This is a genomic window from Undibacterium sp. GrIS 1.8 (genome assembly GCF_040544445.1).
Lineage (GTDB): Bacteria > Pseudomonadota > Gammaproteobacteria > Burkholderiales > Burkholderiaceae_D > Undibacterium.
In genome coordinates this window covers 1-17,132 of sequence record NZ_JBEONQ010000032.1, presented here as the reverse complement: position 1 = coordinate 17,132, position 17,132 = coordinate 1, and the positions used below count along the sequence as shown (strand labels likewise).

Below are 17,132 nucleotides of genomic sequence, written 5' to 3'. Positions count from 1 at the left end.
CTATTAGATGCTGAATTTTTGCTCACCGACATCACGGAGTTCCAAATCCCGGCCGGCAAAGTGTATCTATCGCCGATGATCGATTGTTTCGACGGTCTGATCATCAGTTGGTCAATCGGCACGCGTCCGGACGCAGAGCTTGTCAATACGATGTTGGATGCGGCCGTAGAGACGGTTGCCAATAGAAACGACAGGCCCGTCGTCCACTCTGATCGCGGCGCCCACTATCGCTGGCCTGGGTGGCTATCGCGTATCGGCAATGCGAAGCTGATTCGCTCAATGTCGCGCAAAGGGTGTTCGCCCGATAATGCGGCATGTGAAGGCTTCTTCGGGAGGCTGAAAACGGAAATGTTCTATCATCGGGACTGGCGGGCTACGACCATTGAGCAGTTCATTGAGGCGCTCGACTCCTACATCCGCTGGTACAACGAAAATCGGATTAAAATCTTCCTAGGTTCTCTCAGTCCTATCGAATACCGCGAGAGTCTCGGATTAATGGCATAAATCAGTCCAAGTTTTTGTCCGCATCCCAATTAACAGGAGTTATGCCGACTCAATATCGACCAGTCTAACACTGCCTGGGTAACAGACATTACCTATATTAGGACACACGAAGGCTAGCTCTATCTTGCTGTCATTATTGATCTTTATTCACGCGCAGTCGTAGGACGGTCAATGAAACCGAGGATGACAACCGATATTATTCTGGATGCATTGATGATTGCTATGTGGCGCAGCAAGCCAAAACAATCGGTGATGATTCATTTTAATCATGGAAGCTAATTTGATAGCAATGAATTTGCAAACTGGTGTAAAGATCATTGGACATCACTTTTTCAGATAGCGTGAAATTAACCTCGCGTCCCCAAGCGAAACAGAAAGCTCATCTGCGGCATCAAGTGATATGGCGGCAGAGTCACCGGTGACACTATCGACGCGGATCGGAAAACCGGCGATTCTTACATCCTTTGTGAACTGGTCAAGCTGGTGAGCCGTCGTACTTAGAATCTTTCCGTCTTGAATCCAAACTTCTTGAAATTGTATAGAGCCCGAAGTCACGCCGTTATAGATGATTCTCAAACTCCCAACACCCCAGCTATGGTCAGCCTTGCCAAAGGTAAATTTGACATCCTCAGGATAGGTTTGATAGGTGTAAGCAACGATCGAAGAGCTATCTGACGAATACCGCACAACTCTGTCGCATAGCATCCCGTCTTCGCGAACAAAAACAGCATCTTGTTTATACATAAGGACATGGTAGATATCGCCACTATTGGCTTTGAACCGATAGAGCGCCGTTTGCGCAGATGTGGGGTTATATGAGAAGCTGACAGCGAGCAAATTTGCTGAGTACTTGAATGGTTGCTGCGTACTTAACGAAACATCTCTCTGAATCAATTCAAGGTCGGAAACCAATATTGCGTCGCCCTTGGCGACAATTTTCTTGGATATTGTTCTTACAGATGTGTTGGTTAGTTTACGGATAAATTCAGGTTGCCCTATGAGCTGAGGACTGGACTGAAAATTCTGTACTGCTGTAGCGCCAGAGAGATCGCATTCTGGCAGCGGTGCTGCGAAGATATTTGCTGTAACTAGAGTAAGCGCTATGGCAATGAATTTCATGTGGGAAGAAGTTAAGTTAGTAGTGACACAGTTTGTGAGGCAGAGCTTGAAACATAAGCGGTCCTAAAAATGAAGCCGCATGTTTGCAGGATCTCATTGTCGAACTCGAAAAACACCGATTTGATATAGAAAATTATGACGTTAATATGAAAAATTAAATGCGCTAATTCGCTGAAAATGCATCCTATTTCTAGCGGTTACTCCGAGATACTGAATACGAGTAACCAGCGGCCTCCGCCGAAAATATCGCATCTGCTTTTAGCTATTGCACCTTTGAACAAAAGAGCAACTACTTGAGCATCGTTCGTTGATGACCAATCCAAAATTTCTTATGCGTATCTCCCATGAGACATCGTAGTTCCTTGATACTCAATCCGCTGACTTCATGCATGCGGATTAGTAGTGATGATCCCACAGGCAGGCGTCGATGACGAATTTTGCTAATAATCGGTGCCGACACGCCTAACTCTTGCGATAAGGCAGCATCATTTTTTAAATGCAATTGTTTAATCAAAGTATCGAACAAGTGATTCGGATTGTATTGAAACTCTTCGGCTTCATGGTCTAACAGGTGTTTCATAGCTTTATTTCTTCAATTACGATATTTAAAAATTCTTGCTTCAACTGTTGTAGAAAAAGTGCTTTACGATATTTCTCGTCCCATACATACAACCCAGACTCGGTCAATACCGCGTAACTCTGGCCGCCAGATGATCTCTACGACTACGGCATCATCTAGGAGGTAGCTTTGGCGACAATCTCCTCGCGCAAGACCGCGTGTTGATACGCTCAGAATTATTGAGTTATGCATAAATCATTTTAATTGGAAGATTGGTCAAGAAATTGACGTACCTTCTTCGAAAAACCAAAGCGGAAAAATAAAATCCAGAAACAAATCAACATAAATATATTCCCAAGAAATGCACCTCCACGTTGTGCAGGGGAGGTCAATTCATATCTTGGCAAACCATGACCTATAGGGAGTGCATTGAATTTACTAAAAACAGTCAACGCAAATAAGATACCAAGTGCGATCAGTCCAATTATTCGACTATTTTTCCAAACCTTAGTAATAGCAAAAACAGCGTACGCAACATAACCGCATAAGGTAAATTTAAAAGCGAACTCGATCAAAAACAGTATTACCTCTGTTGGCGGCCTAGACGATCCCCAAAGTTCAGCAAATGACTACGTTGTCCAAACCATCAAGGAAGAGACAAAAACAAAAAAGGCAATCGTTAACAGAATTTGCACTAGCCAGACTGATAGAGGTCTTTTGATCATAAAATTTTCTATTGCCTGTGGTTAAAAATCAGAGGGTAGTTGGACGTTACGGGATTAGTCGCTTGTCTTTGAGTTTTTGAAGATATAAATGTCCATCGATCTCACCAGAAAATATCTCATCTCCATCCAGCATATATGCCTTTAATAAGTGAGAAATTCCACTGTCCTCATTTCCTATTTTGATTTCACATTGCCCAAGGCGGTAGTGAACAAATGGATTCGCTTGTCCATCAGACCCGTTAAGTGCGTCATAAAAGCTGTTTCGTGCAGCATCTAGTTGATTGAGTTGGTATTGCGCATCGCCAATCGACACCAATAACCAGGTGTAGGCATCCCAATCTTCACGGGGCTCTGGCAACAAGTCTATTGCTGAAGACCATTTTAGAATCGCGTCTTCGTATTTAGACTGATCGCATAATTCATTACCTTCTTCAGACAAGTCATCAATCTCAGTACCAATTTTTTCTGGAAGTTCCATTTAATTTCCCGCAACTCGTTTTTTGTAAAATTCCAGATATTTCTTATCTTCATCTTGAAAGCAACGGCCTTTGGAAAGTTTATTTGCTCGCTGTAGATGTAAAAAAGCTTTGTCTTCATCATGCAGCTCAAAGAACGTCATTCCGATAAGAAGGTCTGGTTCTGCATCTATCGTTGAAATTGGAAGATATTTAAGTTCGTCTATCCATTTAAAAGCTAGCGATGGCTTTCCAGATTGAGCCATTAATCGAATTGACGCCAAGACCTTAGAAATGCTGATGTCATATTCAGATTTTGGTTCAGGAATCAAACGCCAGCCTTGCTCAAGCAATGATTGCGCTTCTTCTGCATTACCAATCTTAAGCGCCTCACGCACTTTGGCGCCTAGCTCTCTCATCTGCTGCATTATTTCGTCATTGACCGATTTCATAAAAGTCTCATTTCAAAGGTGGTAAATATGTTTCTCCGAGCTTTGCGCCAAGAGATCTATTAATAGACAGATGATCTAACACATAATTTTTTGAATCAAGCATCCATGCTCTCACTTCAGATGACTTTGCTCCAAATTGTCTACCAGTTTCGTTCCACCAGGTAACTGCATCTGTCTTATGAGACATATCAGAGTATTTTAGGTTCTGTCGCGTTATTTAGCTGAGACCAGCTTTTGCCGACACGACGAGGGTGTACCTTTACGCTGGACGGACCTGTCCTACCAGGGCATAGAATTGTTGCGCAAATGACAGGTCCGCAAGACCATCGGTGTCAAACTAACCTTTTCGAATCATGTGCATGAGCTCGACACCAGCGAGCACTGCGCTGGCCGATCGAAAAGATTTGAAGTTAAGCATCGGTTTGGTTATCCGCTTGATGCCGCGGTGGTCCTGCTCGACGATGTTGTTGAGATACTTGACCTGGCGCACAACGATAGGCTGAACGCGGCCAATATTGATCGCATCAATGGCAGCCTTGTTGGCTCCGCTCTTATCCATTGCGACCTTGTCAGGATCACCGTTCGCTCCCATCGCTTTGTTAAAAAAGCGCTTTGCCGCAGCCATGTCGCGTTTGGCTGTCAGCAAGAAGTCCACGGTCATGCCCTGCTTATCCACGGCGCGGTAGAGATATTTCCATTGGCCCTTCACCTTGATATACGTCTCATCCATGCGCCAACTCCGACCTACGGAACGCTTACGTGAACGAAATATCTTAGCCAGCAAAGGCAATATCTTCACAGCCCAGCGATGTAACGTGGCGTGATCAACGACAACGCCGCGTTCTCCCATCATTTCTTCGATATGACGAAAACTCAATGGGTATGCCACGTACCAGCGTACACAAAGCATCATGACTTCCAACGGATAATGCAGTCGTTTAAGAACCTTACGGAGAGTGCTTTTGATGAGGCTTTTACGAAAATCGTCCATATCAAACTTTACCAGATTCGCTTATTGCGACACAACCGGCATTGCTGAGTATTCCAAAACGCGGAACGATGCAACGGCCGTACCTGACTCCACCCGTTATGTCTTAGGTCTGGAATACAGAATTGCCGAAGGCTCTTATCTGACCTTGGGGGGAGCCCGGGATAGCGGGAAGGATAGCAAAAACTCCCTGCTTGCCAACCTGAATTTCGGTTTCGGTAAGTCGTCCATTTTTGGTCAATAATGGACTCGGCCTGCTGGGATTTGCCTTTGATTCTGGCAGGCTGTTCCCACATTTTATTGAGGTAGGATAGGAGGTCGGCCGTTCAAGGTAACCGCCGCCAAATTGCGTCTATACACGGCGGCGATGGGTAGCCAGAAATCAAGGTTGGCGATTTGTGCCAGGAACACGGAATACAAGATAAATGTTATACCGACACGTCTCACCAAAAGGATTTACGGCTAGATGGTGCGAAGCTGCTTGCTCGAACCTGATGTAGTAATGAATGCGTACAATCAAGCAAATTCTCGGGAAAGGGAACGACCATGGGCGCAATCTTTAGACTTAATCACGCTAACATCATGGCGTTCGTGACCTCCAGGTCCCAAGGTGCGCCACGGGTTCGCCGTGGCGACCTAATTGAGTTTCTCGAAGCGCTGACATACGACGCGAGGCGCTATCTCATTTCTGAGCCGGCCTTCGAGTCCTGGCCGGAAGAGATCGCTGAAGTTGCATCGCGAGCCGCCTCACGGCTACGGGAGACACACGATTTCGGTGACAGAGAAACGTTGCCTGGCCTCGTCGTCGAGCGTGTCCTGGAAGAGTTGCGGTCCGAACTTTCCGACTACGCGCTATTCGCGCTTGCCGTCGGCGCCGGTGACCGGTTGCGGGAGACAGCCAAGCAGATCGCAAGCGCGCCCATGTATGGCCAACTGCTTGTGCTGATTCCCGAGCAGGACATGACGGATCGGAACTTCGAAGTCCTCGACCCAATCGCGGCGTTCTCGGTTGCGCTGCATGCAGCTGCGGATTGGCCTGGCATCGTGTTCTGGACCGCCAATGGTGCGAGCGCCTTCGCTCGCTTGGAAAGCGTCCCAGAACTCATGCGTGAGCTTGAGAATGGCATGCATGAGGGCAGGCATCGCCGAGGGCCGTTCCCGGGCTACCGAGGCAGCGGCGGATTCGATGCCGTACTTCGGCGCTGGGCGTCAAACAAGCCCAGCAACTATCGGCGGCTGCTGCACCTCAGCGACCTGCACTTCGGCACCAGCGATGCGACCGAGAACCAGCCGCTGCTCGACGCCGAACTTCGCGACATCGTCAAGTCAGTAGATAGGGTAGTCATCACCGGCGACCTGTTCGACACGCCCAACCAGAACTATGCAGCGATGTTCGCGGGATTCAAGCAGAACATCACCCACTTGGCAGGCGGCCGAGAGCCAATCTCGATCACCGGCAATCACGACCAACGAATGATTGGCCTGTTCGGCGACAATTACAAGCAGGTTGCGTTGATCGGTTCCACCAAGATCGTTGTCGATGAACAGTGCCAGATGGTATTCATCTGTTTCAACTCGTCGGTGAAGGGGAGCTTCGCTCGCGGGAAGATCACGCAGTCTCAGTTTAGGCAGATCGGCGCCGAATACCGAACGCTCACGGCGGCCAGGCCGGAACTCAAGGACTTCCTGCCGATCGTGTTGGTGCACCACCACCCGTTCTCCTTCGATGTGCCGCCTGAGACCTGGGTGCAACGAGCGCTCAACGTTGTCGGTCTCAGGGACGAGGCCTTCCTTGAGATGGTCGACGCCAAAGACCTGCATCGATGGTGCCTCGACTGGAGGGTGAAGACGATTCTTCACGGTCACAAGCACAAGGCCCGCTACGTCGAGCGCGAGGTCGAATGCGGGTCAGATCGCATGCCGCTCACTTCGATTGGCTGCGGTAGTTCTCTTGGGGCTGAAGGCTCGCCCCTCTCGTATAACTTGCTGGAGTGGGCACCAGATAGCCAACGATGGATTGCGTCATTTTTCGAGAGCGTCAACGGCGGCGCTTTCCGCGAGGTAGTTGCCTCCGTGTCTCCGGAGTTCGCGAACCGGCGGTAACTGGATTCGGGATTGGGGGTGTCCGCTTGCTCTGGTCACCGTGGTCGGCTTTGGTTAGTTTCAGCCCTTGGGCACCGCATTCAACCGGCAATCAGGCGAACTACGTCCATAACGGTTCCGGTGTGAACGGGCCTGCTCGCACCCTGACCTCACCAAGTACGCGGAACCGTTAGTGCAGTCCGCTTCTGAACTCGCGTGCAGTCGTCTTCTGAAAATGACAGGCCCCCCTTGTCGACACTTCAAAATTCTTAAGTCGGTTCACTGTTCCATTGCGCCCAGGCATCAAATCGCCCCTGACGCTTTTCGACGGAATTTTCTGGGGTTCCGGCTTACACCCCCTGACTCAGAGGAAGACAAAAATATTTGGCTCTATATTTTTTATTCGTCTTTTAGCCAGAATGGAATAACCTGAAAACTTTCATCAATCGGCGTAAATTTTAATCCCAATAGTTTTCTGTTATTGCACGCATCCTTGAATAATTGATTGCAAACAAATTTTGCGCCGATATCTAAACACTTAAAAATTCCGGCACTACCAACTTTTTTTGAATCAACAATAAATTTGTAAATCGCTTCGTACCTAACTTGGTCGGGAAAAAATCTGTCATAGACTGGCTGACTAGTTTCCATATCGAGATCTATTCGAAAATTAGATTGTTCAACATCAAGGATTGACAGGTAGTCTTTTACAAGCACGTAAAAATATTTCTTTTGCGTTTCAATTTTGTTTGACTGAATAATTTTTACAGGAATCAAACGCATCTCAAGTCCAAATTCTCTGCATAGCGCAGTGAAATTTTCAGAACACAATAGTCCGTCCCAGAAGTCTAAATCGATGGCAGTGTGTTTCGCCCTAAATTCATATTCTGCATCAATCACGAATTTATCCACATCAGGATCGTATGCTTCCCACTGAAAATCCTTATTTAAGGTGCCTTTGAGATAATCAGGACAGCCACGATCGCCACCCAAATATTCAATAACATAATAGTTCATAGCTCTACCTTCTACATTAATCGACATTTTGCGTTTAACTTTACTTTGCCAGTTTGAATATTGTTTTTTGCTCTACCTTGAATATCTTTAACTCCAAGGGCGAGACTAGTGTTCGAGACACGACCCGCCTTCCATTCTCGGAATAGAGTATCAACTTCACCTTTTACAGACGCAGAATACTGCGCGTGATTACTCCAATGCCCTGGTAAACCAGTTTGCTTGGCCAAGTTCGAATTGTCGGGAAGTAAAATTCCGTTACCCGCACCATCTGGATCAAAGCCCATATTTTTTAATTTATCGAACATGGATTTGTATTGAGGATCACCCATTACTTCTTCAGGAATTAAATGATGGGCCTCATGACAGTCTTTCTTTTTTCCACCAAGGGCTTTGTCGAGTCGAGCACTACTCAGTCCAAATGGATCTATGTGATTCAGCGAATTTTCTGCATAAAGAAACGAATTTATACCGCCTTGCAATCCAATCGGATCTTCTGAAACAAACCGCCCCACCGCCGGATCATAGTATCGAAATCGATTGTAATGCAGCCCAGTCTCTTCATCAAACTGCTGACCCTGAAACCGGAACGGCTGATCGATAACAGGCGTAGCTTTTGTTGATGTTTTCCACGCATGACTTGACGCATAAGACAAATTGTCCGTCCCAGTCCTAAGCGATACGTCTCGCACTTTCGCCTCACCCCAGACCTTGTAATCTGCCGCCCAGACGATCTTGCCTTCTTCATCAGTCAGTTCTTGCGGAGCACCGATTTGATCACATTGATACCAGTAGATGTTGTCGTCCTGGATGGTTGCCAACGGTACGAAGCTGTTTGGCTCAAACACGAATAGTGAAGCCTTGTTACCGCGCTGGCTGTGTATCATCAGATCGCCATCCCACAAATATTCGGTGGCACCAAAGGCATCTGTTTTCTTGGTACGTCTGCCTAATGCATCGTATTCATAATTGGTGGTTTGCGTCACGCCGTGGCGCGTGACTGTTGCGTTTTGTAATTGATGGTCGGCGTTCCATATGAACTGCGCCTCTTCATGCGCGCCTTTTTTGCGGTTGATGACATTGCCATGAAGATCGTATTCAAAGCTCAGGTCTTGAAATACCTTGAGGCGATTGCCTCTGACCATAACTGCTGCACGGCCAGGTTGCGCTGTTTGTATGTTACCAGCCGGGTCAAAGGCAAAGAATAGTAAAAAATTTTACAACCACCAATTTAAAAGGGTTTCATCTTGTATATCTTCAAAATTTTCATAGACATTGCCGAAGTACCATTGAACGCCTGTTTTTTTTGTGAATGAATCAAAGAAAACATTAATGTTTTCAATTCCAGCAGATGAAGGCACTGTCAATGATAAGTTGCCCATATAAACTCCATCGACAGTACCACTAAGAACGTGTGCAACATCTTTTTCAAGGTGGCTTAGATCCTGATCTGAAATATTATCCGAATATATCTGTATGCAGAAATTACCGCCTCTTTTCAAAACCTTTACTGGTTGTTTTGTGTCGACTATTTCAACAACATCGCTTTTAGCTAAATTCAGTGCTAAACCAGGGGATGATAATAATTCATAAATATTGCCCCCCAAATTGTATGCCGGCAGTTCTTCAAAAACAGGTAAATTATTGGATTCCCCTGCATAAACATGAATGAGAATTTTTTCTTTATCTTCCATATGGTGCACCACAGCTTCCCCTTTCTAAACAAGACATCCCTTCTTTTACATACCCACTGTTCCCAGCACTTAAGTTACAAGATGCACCTTCTGTATCAACATTTACATCTGCAAGATTTCCACCTTTTGATGTTGGTACATTTTTGTGACCCAGATGCATATCCGATGCATTTTTACTTGTATGACCGCATCGCCAACATTTGTATATTCCACCGTTATTATTTTTGGCATCTTTTAGTAGTTTGTCTCTACATGCCTGTTGACCAACGCGAGTTCCTCCACCAATTTTGCTGGCGGTGATATCTGAAGGCGACGCACCAGCACCATCTTTAAGTGCAAATATTGATGGTGGTTTAGGAGCCAATCCGAATGGATCGACCCACCCAATCGGATTCGGCGCATAAGCAAATAGATTCGTCCCGCCAGCCAAGCCAATAGGATCTTGTCCAGCAAACCGCCCAACTCCAGGATCATAGTACCGAAACCGATTGTAATGCAGGCCAGTCTCTTCATCAAACTGCTGCCCCTGAAACCGGAACGGCTGATCGATTACGGGCATCATTTTTGTTGATGCTTGCCACACATTGGTCGACGCATAAGAGCGATTATCTGTCCCTGTCTTCAGCGCTACATCGCGCACTTTCGCCTCACCCCAGACCTTGTAATCGGCAGCCCACATGATCTTGCCTTCTTCATCAGTCAGCTCTTGTGGCGCGCCGATTTGATCGCATTGGTACCAGTAGATGTTGTCGTCCTGGATGGTTGCCAACGGTACGAAGCTGTTTGGCTCAAACACGAATAGTGAAGCCTTGTTGCCACGCTGACTATGGATCATCAGATCGCCATCCCACAAATATTCGGTGGCACCGAAGGCATCTGTTTTCTTGGTACGTCTGCCTAATGCGTCGTATTCATAACTGGTGGTCTGCGTTACACCGTGGCGCATGACTGTTGCGTTTTGTAATTGATGGTCGGCGTTCCATTTGAACTGCACTTCTTCATGCGCACCTTTTTTACATGTGATGGAAAATTTAAAATAGGCATGTCCTGTCACGCTTTATACATGCGGGTTTTGAGTCTATCTGGCTTATAGAGCGCATAGGAATTGCGTGATGGGCTAGGTGTTTTTAAAATTTATCTCGAACAAATTACGGTTTGGTGGCATAAATTTTTTTGATGGCGCGATAGGTTTCCGTATCGCGATTTACATGATGATCAATTTTTTCTAACTCAGGAAAAACTGCCTCCTTTAATCCGTTGAAATTCTCCCCGGTTTCAAAAAAATGAATCAACCGTGCCGCAGAATCTTTATCACCCCACATAGGCGTTAGTTCATGTTGATGAATTACATCAAGATGCTTGCTGACGCTTAAATCAGAAATTTTTACCGGGGCGCGGGTCATGTCTTCTTGCGCATTTTCGCCTTTATCAATTAACTTGCCGCCAAGGTAAACGAAAGGCCCCTCATAATTAATATTTGGCTTGATGAAATACCGCTCAAAAGGTGCATGACTAGGGATCACTTCCTTATCAGGCACACGGCGCACACCTAGATGTTGGATCAATGCATTACCCACAGATACACAGAATAGTGGCGCTACTGTATTCAAATCAATTTTTCCCCACACATCTTCATGATTGCTGATTGCATAAAAACGCATATATGCACTTTCATCAACCATCTGAGCAAGCGTGTAAAGATTCTCTTTTAATTTTAAACAAACAACTCCATCCTTTTTCCAAAAAGCTCGCATTTTATATTTTTCCTTAAATTATCTTTAATCACAATCGTCATCGCTGGCTTTACCTGTATAGCAAGAGCACTTGTTGTGCTGATCATTAGCCTTGAGATATTTCTTGCGGCGTTTATTATTCTTTCCTACAGGATTTTGCTTATTGGATGTTTTATCCAATCCGCCCATCTTTTCGAACGTACGTTGTTCCAGTCCGCGAGCAGTATCTTTTCCGGCCTGACCATACCCACTATAGATAGGTTCAGGCGCGGCTCCTGCGTCAAACACGCTAAAATTACCGTTGTATCGATAACGAAGAACAGCTTCCGCCGACTGTTTTCCAGGCATACTTGCATAGCCAACATAAGGCTTGCCGTCTTTCATGCCGGTATAAGTGATGTGTGTCGCTTTCGCCGGATTGCATGCAAGTCCATAAGGGTCTAACCACCCAATCGGATTGGGCGCATAAGCAAACTGGTTGGTACCGCCCGCTAATCCAATAGGATCCTCAGAAACAAACCGTCCCACCGCGGGATCATAATATCGAAACCGATTGTAATGCAGCCCAGTCTCTTCATCAAACTGCTGACCCTGAAACCGGAATGGCTGATCAATAACTGGCGTAGGTTTTGTTGATGTTTGCCAGTTATAGTTCGATGACGATGACCAATTATCCGTCCCCGTCTTCAGTGACACATCGCGCAATCTCGCCTCACCCCAGACCTTGTAATCGGCCGCCCAGATGATCTTGCCTTCTTCATCAGTCAGTTCTTGTGGCGCGCCGATTTGATCGCATTGGTACCAGTAGATGTTGTCGTCCTGGATGGTCGCCAACGGTACGAAGCTGTTTGGCTCAAACACGAATAGTGAAGCCTTGTTACCGCGCTGGCTGTGTATCATCAGATCGCCATCCCACAAATACTCAGTGGCACCAAAGGCATCTGTTTTCTTGGTACGTCTGCCTAGTGCGTCGTATTCATAACTGGTGGTCTGCGTTACACCGTGGCGCGTGACTGTTGCGTTTTGTAATTGATGGTCGCCATTCCATGTGAACTGCGCTTCTTCATGCGCACCTTTCTTACGGTTGATGACATTGCCGTGGAGGTCGTATTCAAAGCGCAGGTCTTGATACACGCTGAGGCGATTGCCTTTGACCTTTGCCGCCGCACGGCCTGACTGAGTAGTTTGTATATTACCCGCTGGATCAAAAGCAAAGGCTTCATTCAAGCGACCAGTCGCCGCAAGAATGCGTCCAGTAGGGTCATATTGATAGTTTTGCTTGCCACGTAGGGCATCAATCTGATTAGTCAAATTGCCAGCGGCATCATAACGATAACTACGCTCTATCTCAACACTGGCATCACGTGTAGTACTGTAGCTCATGCTGGTAACGATTGGATTCGCCTTGGCTTGCCCGGCCTTATGTCGTGTCAGACGCCCCATAGGATCGTAGTCGTAACGACTTTCTAAGCTGCCCTGACTGCGCTTTACTTCACGGTGTAAAGCATCGCGCTCCATATCCGCAATGACCTGGTGCTGGGTGTGTTGGTGTGGTTGCGCCAGATTGATTTGATGCAGATGGCCGGAGCCGTAAAACAACCAGTGCAGACTGCGTTGATCTGGCAAGGTGCTTTGAATACGGTTGCCTAGTTCATCGTAGCCGTGCTTGAGTATTTTTGTACTGCCATTGACCAGAGTTTGGCTTTCAGTGAGTAACTGCCCTAGCGGGTCGTAGGCAAAGGCGAGTTGGGCTGCTGGGTTATTGGCATTGGTTAATCGCCCCAGGGTATCGTAGGTAAATTGTGCCTGGCAGCTGGTGTCGTCTTCGGCATGTTTGGCGACAAGACGGCCAATTGCATCGCGCTCGAAGCGGGTGACTTTGCCTGGACCGAATTGGCTACCACCAGCCTCGATCAGATGCGTGAGTTCACCTGCGGCGTTATAGCAATAGCGTTGGTGGCGGCCATCAAAGCCGGTTTCGTCGGTAAGTTGGTCGGCGGAAGAAACAGGGTTTCAAATACACTGCCGTTTTTTAACAACTAAGAATTTCTCAACGATTCCATGCTGCGTATTGCAATACGGCTTACGGTCTTGAGCCGGTCTAGCGTTCAAGCCTCATGGGAATTGCGTGTTGGCCTAGTTCGTTGATTAAAATCTAAATTGCGCTATTTGTTGCTTAACGAAAAAGGAAGAGCGGTGACAATTTGAGTGTATTTCTCACAGTGCCATCACTAAGCGCCTCACAGAAATGCATTACTCATTATCCCACTCCATAAATGCATCATTTTCACAATAAAATACAAATGCTTTAAATAATTGTTCTAATGTGGGATTATCGATTTGAGCTTTTGTGTTTTCAATTACGTCTTCAACCTCTTCATTTGGAATTATTGGTTTCCAACCTTGAACAATTAATTGATGTTTTAGTTGTTCATTCCAATCAGGATCGGCATCCAAATTCTGCTTCAAAACAAAGCAATTTGTGCCTAATGCAAGATCTCCTGTTGGCAAATATAACCAACCGTCAAAATTTTCTGGATTGGTAAGAATGTCTTTAATTGAAATTGTGTGATTCATTTGCTTCTCCTAAATTAAGAACAATTAAGTTTCTTAAATCCGCCACCTTGATCAGGATGTAAGGATTTTTGCACTTCGCCTGGCGCTTGATGCTGAGCACGCGGTACTAGCTCCATTTTTGTTGGATCATCGTTATTATGATGCCACGATAACCCAGGAGGGCTCTTATCACTATATGCGCCCCTAGCCCCAGGCTTCACGTGCGCAACAACATCTTTTCCAAGACTATTTCCAAATTCTGGGCTTTCTAAAATCATTTGATGAAGTTGCTGGTTGGCATCTTTAAAATGATCACCTCGTGTTCCGCTCAAAAGATTGCATGGAATAGTTGTTTGAGTCCAAACACTATATTTATCGCTACTTAAAGGTCGACCTGATTTGTCATTTCCAGTAAGAACTCGTCGCCCAGCCAATCCCAATGGATCAATCCATTCAATAGAGTTCTGTCCATAAGAAAAAAGATTATTACCCCCCATTAAACCAATAGGATCTTCAGAAACAAACCGCCCCACCGCCGGATCATAATATCGAAACCGATTGTAATGCAGCCCAGTCTCTTCATCAAACTGCTGCCCCTGAAACCGGAATGGCTGATCAATAACTGGCGTAGGTTTTGTTGATGTTTGCCAGTTATAGTTCGATGACGATGACCAATTATCCGTCCCCGTCTTCAGTGACACATCGCGCAATCTCGCCTCACCCCAGACCTTGTAATCGGCCGCCCAGATGATCTTGCCTTCTTCATCAGTCAGTTCTTGTGGCGCGCCGATTTGATCGCATTGGTACCAGTAGATGTTGTCGTCCTGGATGGTCGCCAACGGTACGAAGCTGTTTGGCTCAAACACGAATAGTGAAGCCTTGTTACCGCGCTGGCTGTGTATCATCAGATCGCCATCCCACAAATACTCAGTGGCACCAAAGGCATCTGTTTTCTTGGTACGTCTGCCTAGTGCGTCGTATTCATAACTGGTGGTCTGCGTTACACCGTGGCGCGTGACTGTTGCGTTTTGTAATTGATGGTCGCCATTCCATGTGAACTGCGCTTCTTCATGCGCACCTTTCTTACGGTTGATGACATTGCCGTGGAGGTCGTATTCAAAGCGCAGGTCTTGATACACGCTGAGGCGATTGCCTTTGACCTTTGCCGCCGCACGGCCTGACTGAGTAGTTTGTATATTACCCGCTGGATCAAAAGCAAAGGCTTCATTCAAGCGACCAGTCGCCGCAAGAATGCGTCCAGTAGGGTCATATTGATAGTTTTGCTTGCCACGTAGGGCATCAATCTGATTAGTCAAATTGCCAGCGGCATCATAACGATAACTACGCTCTATCTCAACACTGGCATCACGTGTAGTACTGTAGCTCATGCTGGTAACGATTGGATTCGCCTTGGCTTGCCCGGCCTTATGTCGTGTCAGACGCCCCATAGGATCGTAGTCGTAACGACTTTCTAAGCTGCCCTGACTGCGCTTTACTTCACGGTGTAAAGCATCGCGCTCCATATCCGCAATGACCTGGTGCTGGGTGTGTTGGTGTGGTTGCGCCAGATTGATTTGATGCAGATGGCCGGAGCCGTAAAACAACCAGTGCAGACTGCGTTGATCTGGCAAGGTGCTTTGAATACGGTTGCCTAGTTCATCGTAGCCGTGCTTGAGTATTTTTGTACTGCCATTGACCAGAGTTTGGCTTTCAGTGAGTAACTGCCCTAGCGGGTCGTAGGCAAAGGCGAGTTGGGCTGCTGGGTTATTGGCATTGGTTAATCGCCCCAGGGTATCGTAGGTAAATTGTGCCTGGCAGCTGGTGTCGTCTTCGGCATGTTTGGCGACAAGACGGCCAATTGCATCGCGCTCGAAGCGGGTGACTTTGCCTGGACCGAATTGGCTACCACCAGCCTCGATCAGATGCGTGAGTTCACCTGCGGCGTTGTAGCAATAGCGTTGGTGGCGGCCATCAAAGCCGGTTTCATCGGTGAGCTGGTCGGCGATGTCGTAACTAAAATAGGTGCTGTCGCCGTTCTCATTGGTGAGGCGAATTAAGCGCCCAACCGCATCGTAGGCGTAGTCGAGTGTGTTGCCGTTGGCATCGCTACGCTGGATGGGCTCACCGTGGCGGTTGTAGTGGTAGGTGGTTGTGGCACCCAATGGATCGGTGTAACTGAGCAAGCGGCCTTCTGCACTCCATTGATAGTAATGTTTGGTCTGATTGTTATCTTCGTTGTTATTTTTGTCGTTGTTGCTGCTCGGTTCAGTCATGCTACTCAAGCGTCCGACCGCATCCCAACAGTAATACGTGGTATGGCCTAGCGCATCGACGCGGCTAAGCAAACGCCCGAGCATGTCATAAGTAAAGCGGGTGGTATGACCTGAGCAATCGGTATAAGCGATCAGATTACCAGCTGCATCCCATTGCAGTTGTTTGTTGCCGCCACGGGCATCAGTGATTGTCACGGGTTGTCCGTGGCTATCATAGGAATAGCAGATACTTTGTTCTAAGGGATCGGTGACTTTGGCGAGATTGCCGCGCGGATCATAATCGCGACGCCATATGTGCTGCAACGCATCGGTAAGTTTTACTGGCAAATCAAGAGGGTTGTAGTCAATCGACGTGCGCGCACCAGCGGCATCAACCAGGGTCGTGAGATTACCGCGCCGGTCGAATTGGAAGAAGCTTTGTCGCCCTAAGGGATCAATACTGCCACGCGGGTGGCCATTGCTATCGAATGGGGTTGCTACCCGTATGCCATCGGGACCGGTGGTGGCGATGATGTCTTTGCGGGCATCGTATTCGTAAAGAGTGCTGCGACCTAATTCATCAGTAACTCGGGTAGCACAGGCGTGGTCATTGTAGACAAAGTGCAGGCCACGTCCGTCAATGGCGGCATACGAGCGGGTGACCCGACCAGACGGTGAGTATGCGTCATAATCTGCGCAATAACGTGCACCATCTGGTTCGGTGTAGGCAACGAGAACATGGTTGCGCCATTCATAGCGGCGCTGAGCACCATTGGCATCGGTGTGACTGAGTAAATCGCCGGTGTCGCTGTACGTGTAGCTGGCGGTAGATTCTACAATGCCACCTACCAGGCCAACGCCTTCACCGACCACGGCTACAGCACCGCCACCTGCTGCAATGACAGCGCCTGGGGCGGCTCCTATCCCGGTGAGTACCATTGCGTCACCGACAGCGGCGGTGCCGCCTCCGGTTAATGCGATGGTGCCGCCTTTGTCCAT

11 protein-coding genes and 6 pseudogenes are annotated in these 17,132 nt (G+C 47.3%); 3 read left to right on the top strand and 14 right to left on the bottom strand.

Annotated features, from left to right (window positions below):
* Positions 1–21: 21 nt before the first annotated feature.
* Positions 22–504 (top strand): annotated as a pseudogene (locus tag AAKU64_RS15145) (IS3 family transposase); the annotation flags it as partial.
* 66 nt (positions 505–570) lie between these two features.
* Positions 571–780, top strand: a pseudogene (locus tag AAKU64_RS15140) (DDE-type integrase/transposase/recombinase); the annotation flags it as partial.
* A 48-nt stretch (positions 781–828) separates the two neighbouring features.
* Here the strand turns inward: AAKU64_RS15140 and AAKU64_RS15135 are convergent.
* The 5 genes and pseudogenes from AAKU64_RS15135 to AAKU64_RS15110 form a co-directional block, all read right to left on the bottom strand.
* A complete protein-coding gene (locus AAKU64_RS15135) occupies positions 829–1,623 on the bottom strand; it encodes a hypothetical protein (RefSeq protein ID WP_354333791.1) in 795 nt (264 codons plus the stop codon).
* Between the two features lie 289 nt (positions 1,624–1,912).
* Positions 1,913–2,203, bottom strand: coding sequence for a hypothetical protein (locus AAKU64_RS15130; protein WP_354333793.1), 291 nt, complete (start codon positions 2,201–2,203; stop codon positions 1,913–1,915).
* Positions 2,204–2,953: 750 nt separating this feature from the next.
* On the bottom strand, positions 2,954–3,385 hold the full coding sequence (locus AAKU64_RS15125; RefSeq protein WP_354335518.1) for a tetratricopeptide repeat protein: 432 nt from the start codon (positions 3,383–3,385) through the stop codon (positions 2,954–2,956).
* On the bottom strand, positions 3,386–3,814 hold the full coding sequence (locus AAKU64_RS15120) for a hypothetical protein (RefSeq protein ID WP_354335516.1): 429 nt from the start codon (positions 3,812–3,814) through the stop codon (positions 3,386–3,388).
* Positions 3,815–4,154: 340 nt separating this feature from the next.
* A pseudogene (locus tag AAKU64_RS15110) lies at positions 4,155–4,805 on the bottom strand (IS6 family transposase); the annotation flags it as partial.
* A 543-nt stretch (positions 4,806–5,348) separates the two neighbouring features.
* Here AAKU64_RS15110 and AAKU64_RS15100 point away from each other — a divergent pair.
* Positions 5,349–6,905, top strand: coding sequence for a metallophosphoesterase family protein (locus AAKU64_RS15100; RefSeq protein WP_354362360.1), 1,557 nt, complete (start codon positions 5,349–5,351; stop codon positions 6,903–6,905).
* A 378-nt stretch (positions 6,906–7,283) separates the two neighbouring features.
* Here AAKU64_RS15100 and AAKU64_RS15095 read toward each other — a convergent pair whose 3' ends face one another.
* The 9 genes and pseudogenes from AAKU64_RS15095 to AAKU64_RS15050 all read right to left on the bottom strand — a co-directional run.
* A complete protein-coding gene (locus tag AAKU64_RS15095) occupies positions 7,284–7,901 on the bottom strand; it encodes an imm11 family protein (protein ID WP_354335508.1) in 618 nt (205 codons plus the stop codon).
* 11 nt (positions 7,902–7,912) lie between these two features.
* Entirely contained in the window at positions 7,913–8,590 is a 678-nt protein-coding gene (locus tag AAKU64_RS22625) for an RHS repeat-associated core domain-containing protein (RefSeq protein WP_503012670.1), read from the bottom strand.
* 18 nt (positions 8,591–8,608) lie between these two features.
* Positions 8,609–9,088, bottom strand: a pseudogene (locus AAKU64_RS22620) (RHS domain-containing protein); the annotation flags it as partial.
* Between the two features lie 27 nt (positions 9,089–9,115).
* On the bottom strand, positions 9,116–9,592 hold the full coding sequence (locus AAKU64_RS15085) for a DUF4265 domain-containing protein (RefSeq protein WP_354335504.1): 477 nt from the start codon (positions 9,590–9,592) through the stop codon (positions 9,116–9,118).
* 352 nt (positions 9,593–9,944) lie between these two features.
* A pseudogene (locus tag AAKU64_RS22615) lies at positions 9,945–10,328 on the bottom strand (RHS repeat-associated core domain-containing protein); the annotation flags it as partial.
* Between the two features lie 412 nt (positions 10,329–10,740).
* Positions 10,741–11,346: a DUF8309 domain-containing protein gene (locus AAKU64_RS15075; protein ID WP_354335785.1), complete on the bottom strand. Its 606-nt coding sequence runs from the start codon at positions 11,344–11,346 to the stop codon at positions 10,741–10,743.
* 402 nt (positions 11,347–11,748) lie between these two features.
* A pseudogene (locus AAKU64_RS15070) lies at positions 11,749–13,320 on the bottom strand (RHS repeat-associated core domain-containing protein); the annotation flags it as partial.
* Positions 13,321–13,578: 258 nt separating this feature from the next.
* Positions 13,579–13,902: a DUF7716 domain-containing protein gene (locus AAKU64_RS15055; RefSeq protein WP_354335878.1), complete on the bottom strand. Its 324-nt coding sequence runs from the start codon at positions 13,900–13,902 to the stop codon at positions 13,579–13,581.
* 14 nt (positions 13,903–13,916) lie between these two features.
* Positions 13,917–17,132: RHS repeat-associated core domain-containing protein (locus AAKU64_RS15050; RefSeq protein ID WP_354362356.1), on the bottom strand; the 3,216-nt coding region annotated here is incomplete at its 5' end.

Coding starts and splice junctions, on each gene's coding strand:
- AAKU64_RS15135 (WP_354333791.1), bottom strand. CDS start 1,623: ATGAAATTCATTGCCATAGCGCTTACTCTAGTTACAGCAAATATCTTC.
- AAKU64_RS15130 (WP_354333793.1), bottom strand. CDS start 2,203: ATGAAACACCTGTTAGACCATGAAGCCGAAGAGTTTCAATACAATCCG.
- AAKU64_RS15125 (WP_354335518.1), bottom strand. CDS start 3,385: ATGGAACTTCCAGAAAAAATTGGTACTGAGATTGATGACTTGTCTGAA.
- AAKU64_RS15120 (WP_354335516.1), bottom strand. CDS start 3,814: ATGAAATCGGTCAATGACGAAATAATGCAGCAGATGAGAGAGCTAGGC.
- AAKU64_RS15100 (WP_354362360.1), top strand. CDS start 5,349: ATGGGCGCAATCTTTAGACTTAATCACGCTAACATCATGGCGTTCGTG.
- AAKU64_RS15095 (WP_354335508.1), bottom strand. CDS start 7,901: ATGAACTATTATGTTATTGAATATTTGGGTGGCGATCGTGGCTGTCCT.
- AAKU64_RS15085 (WP_354335504.1), bottom strand. CDS start 9,592: ATGGAAGATAAAGAAAAAATTCTCATTCATGTTTATGCAGGGGAATCC.
- AAKU64_RS15075 (WP_354335785.1), bottom strand. CDS start 11,346: ATGCGAGCTTTTTGGAAAAAGGATGGAGTTGTTTGTTTAAAATTAAAA.
- AAKU64_RS15055 (WP_354335878.1), bottom strand. CDS start 13,902: ATGAATCACACAATTTCAATTAAAGACATTCTTACCAATCCAGAAAAT.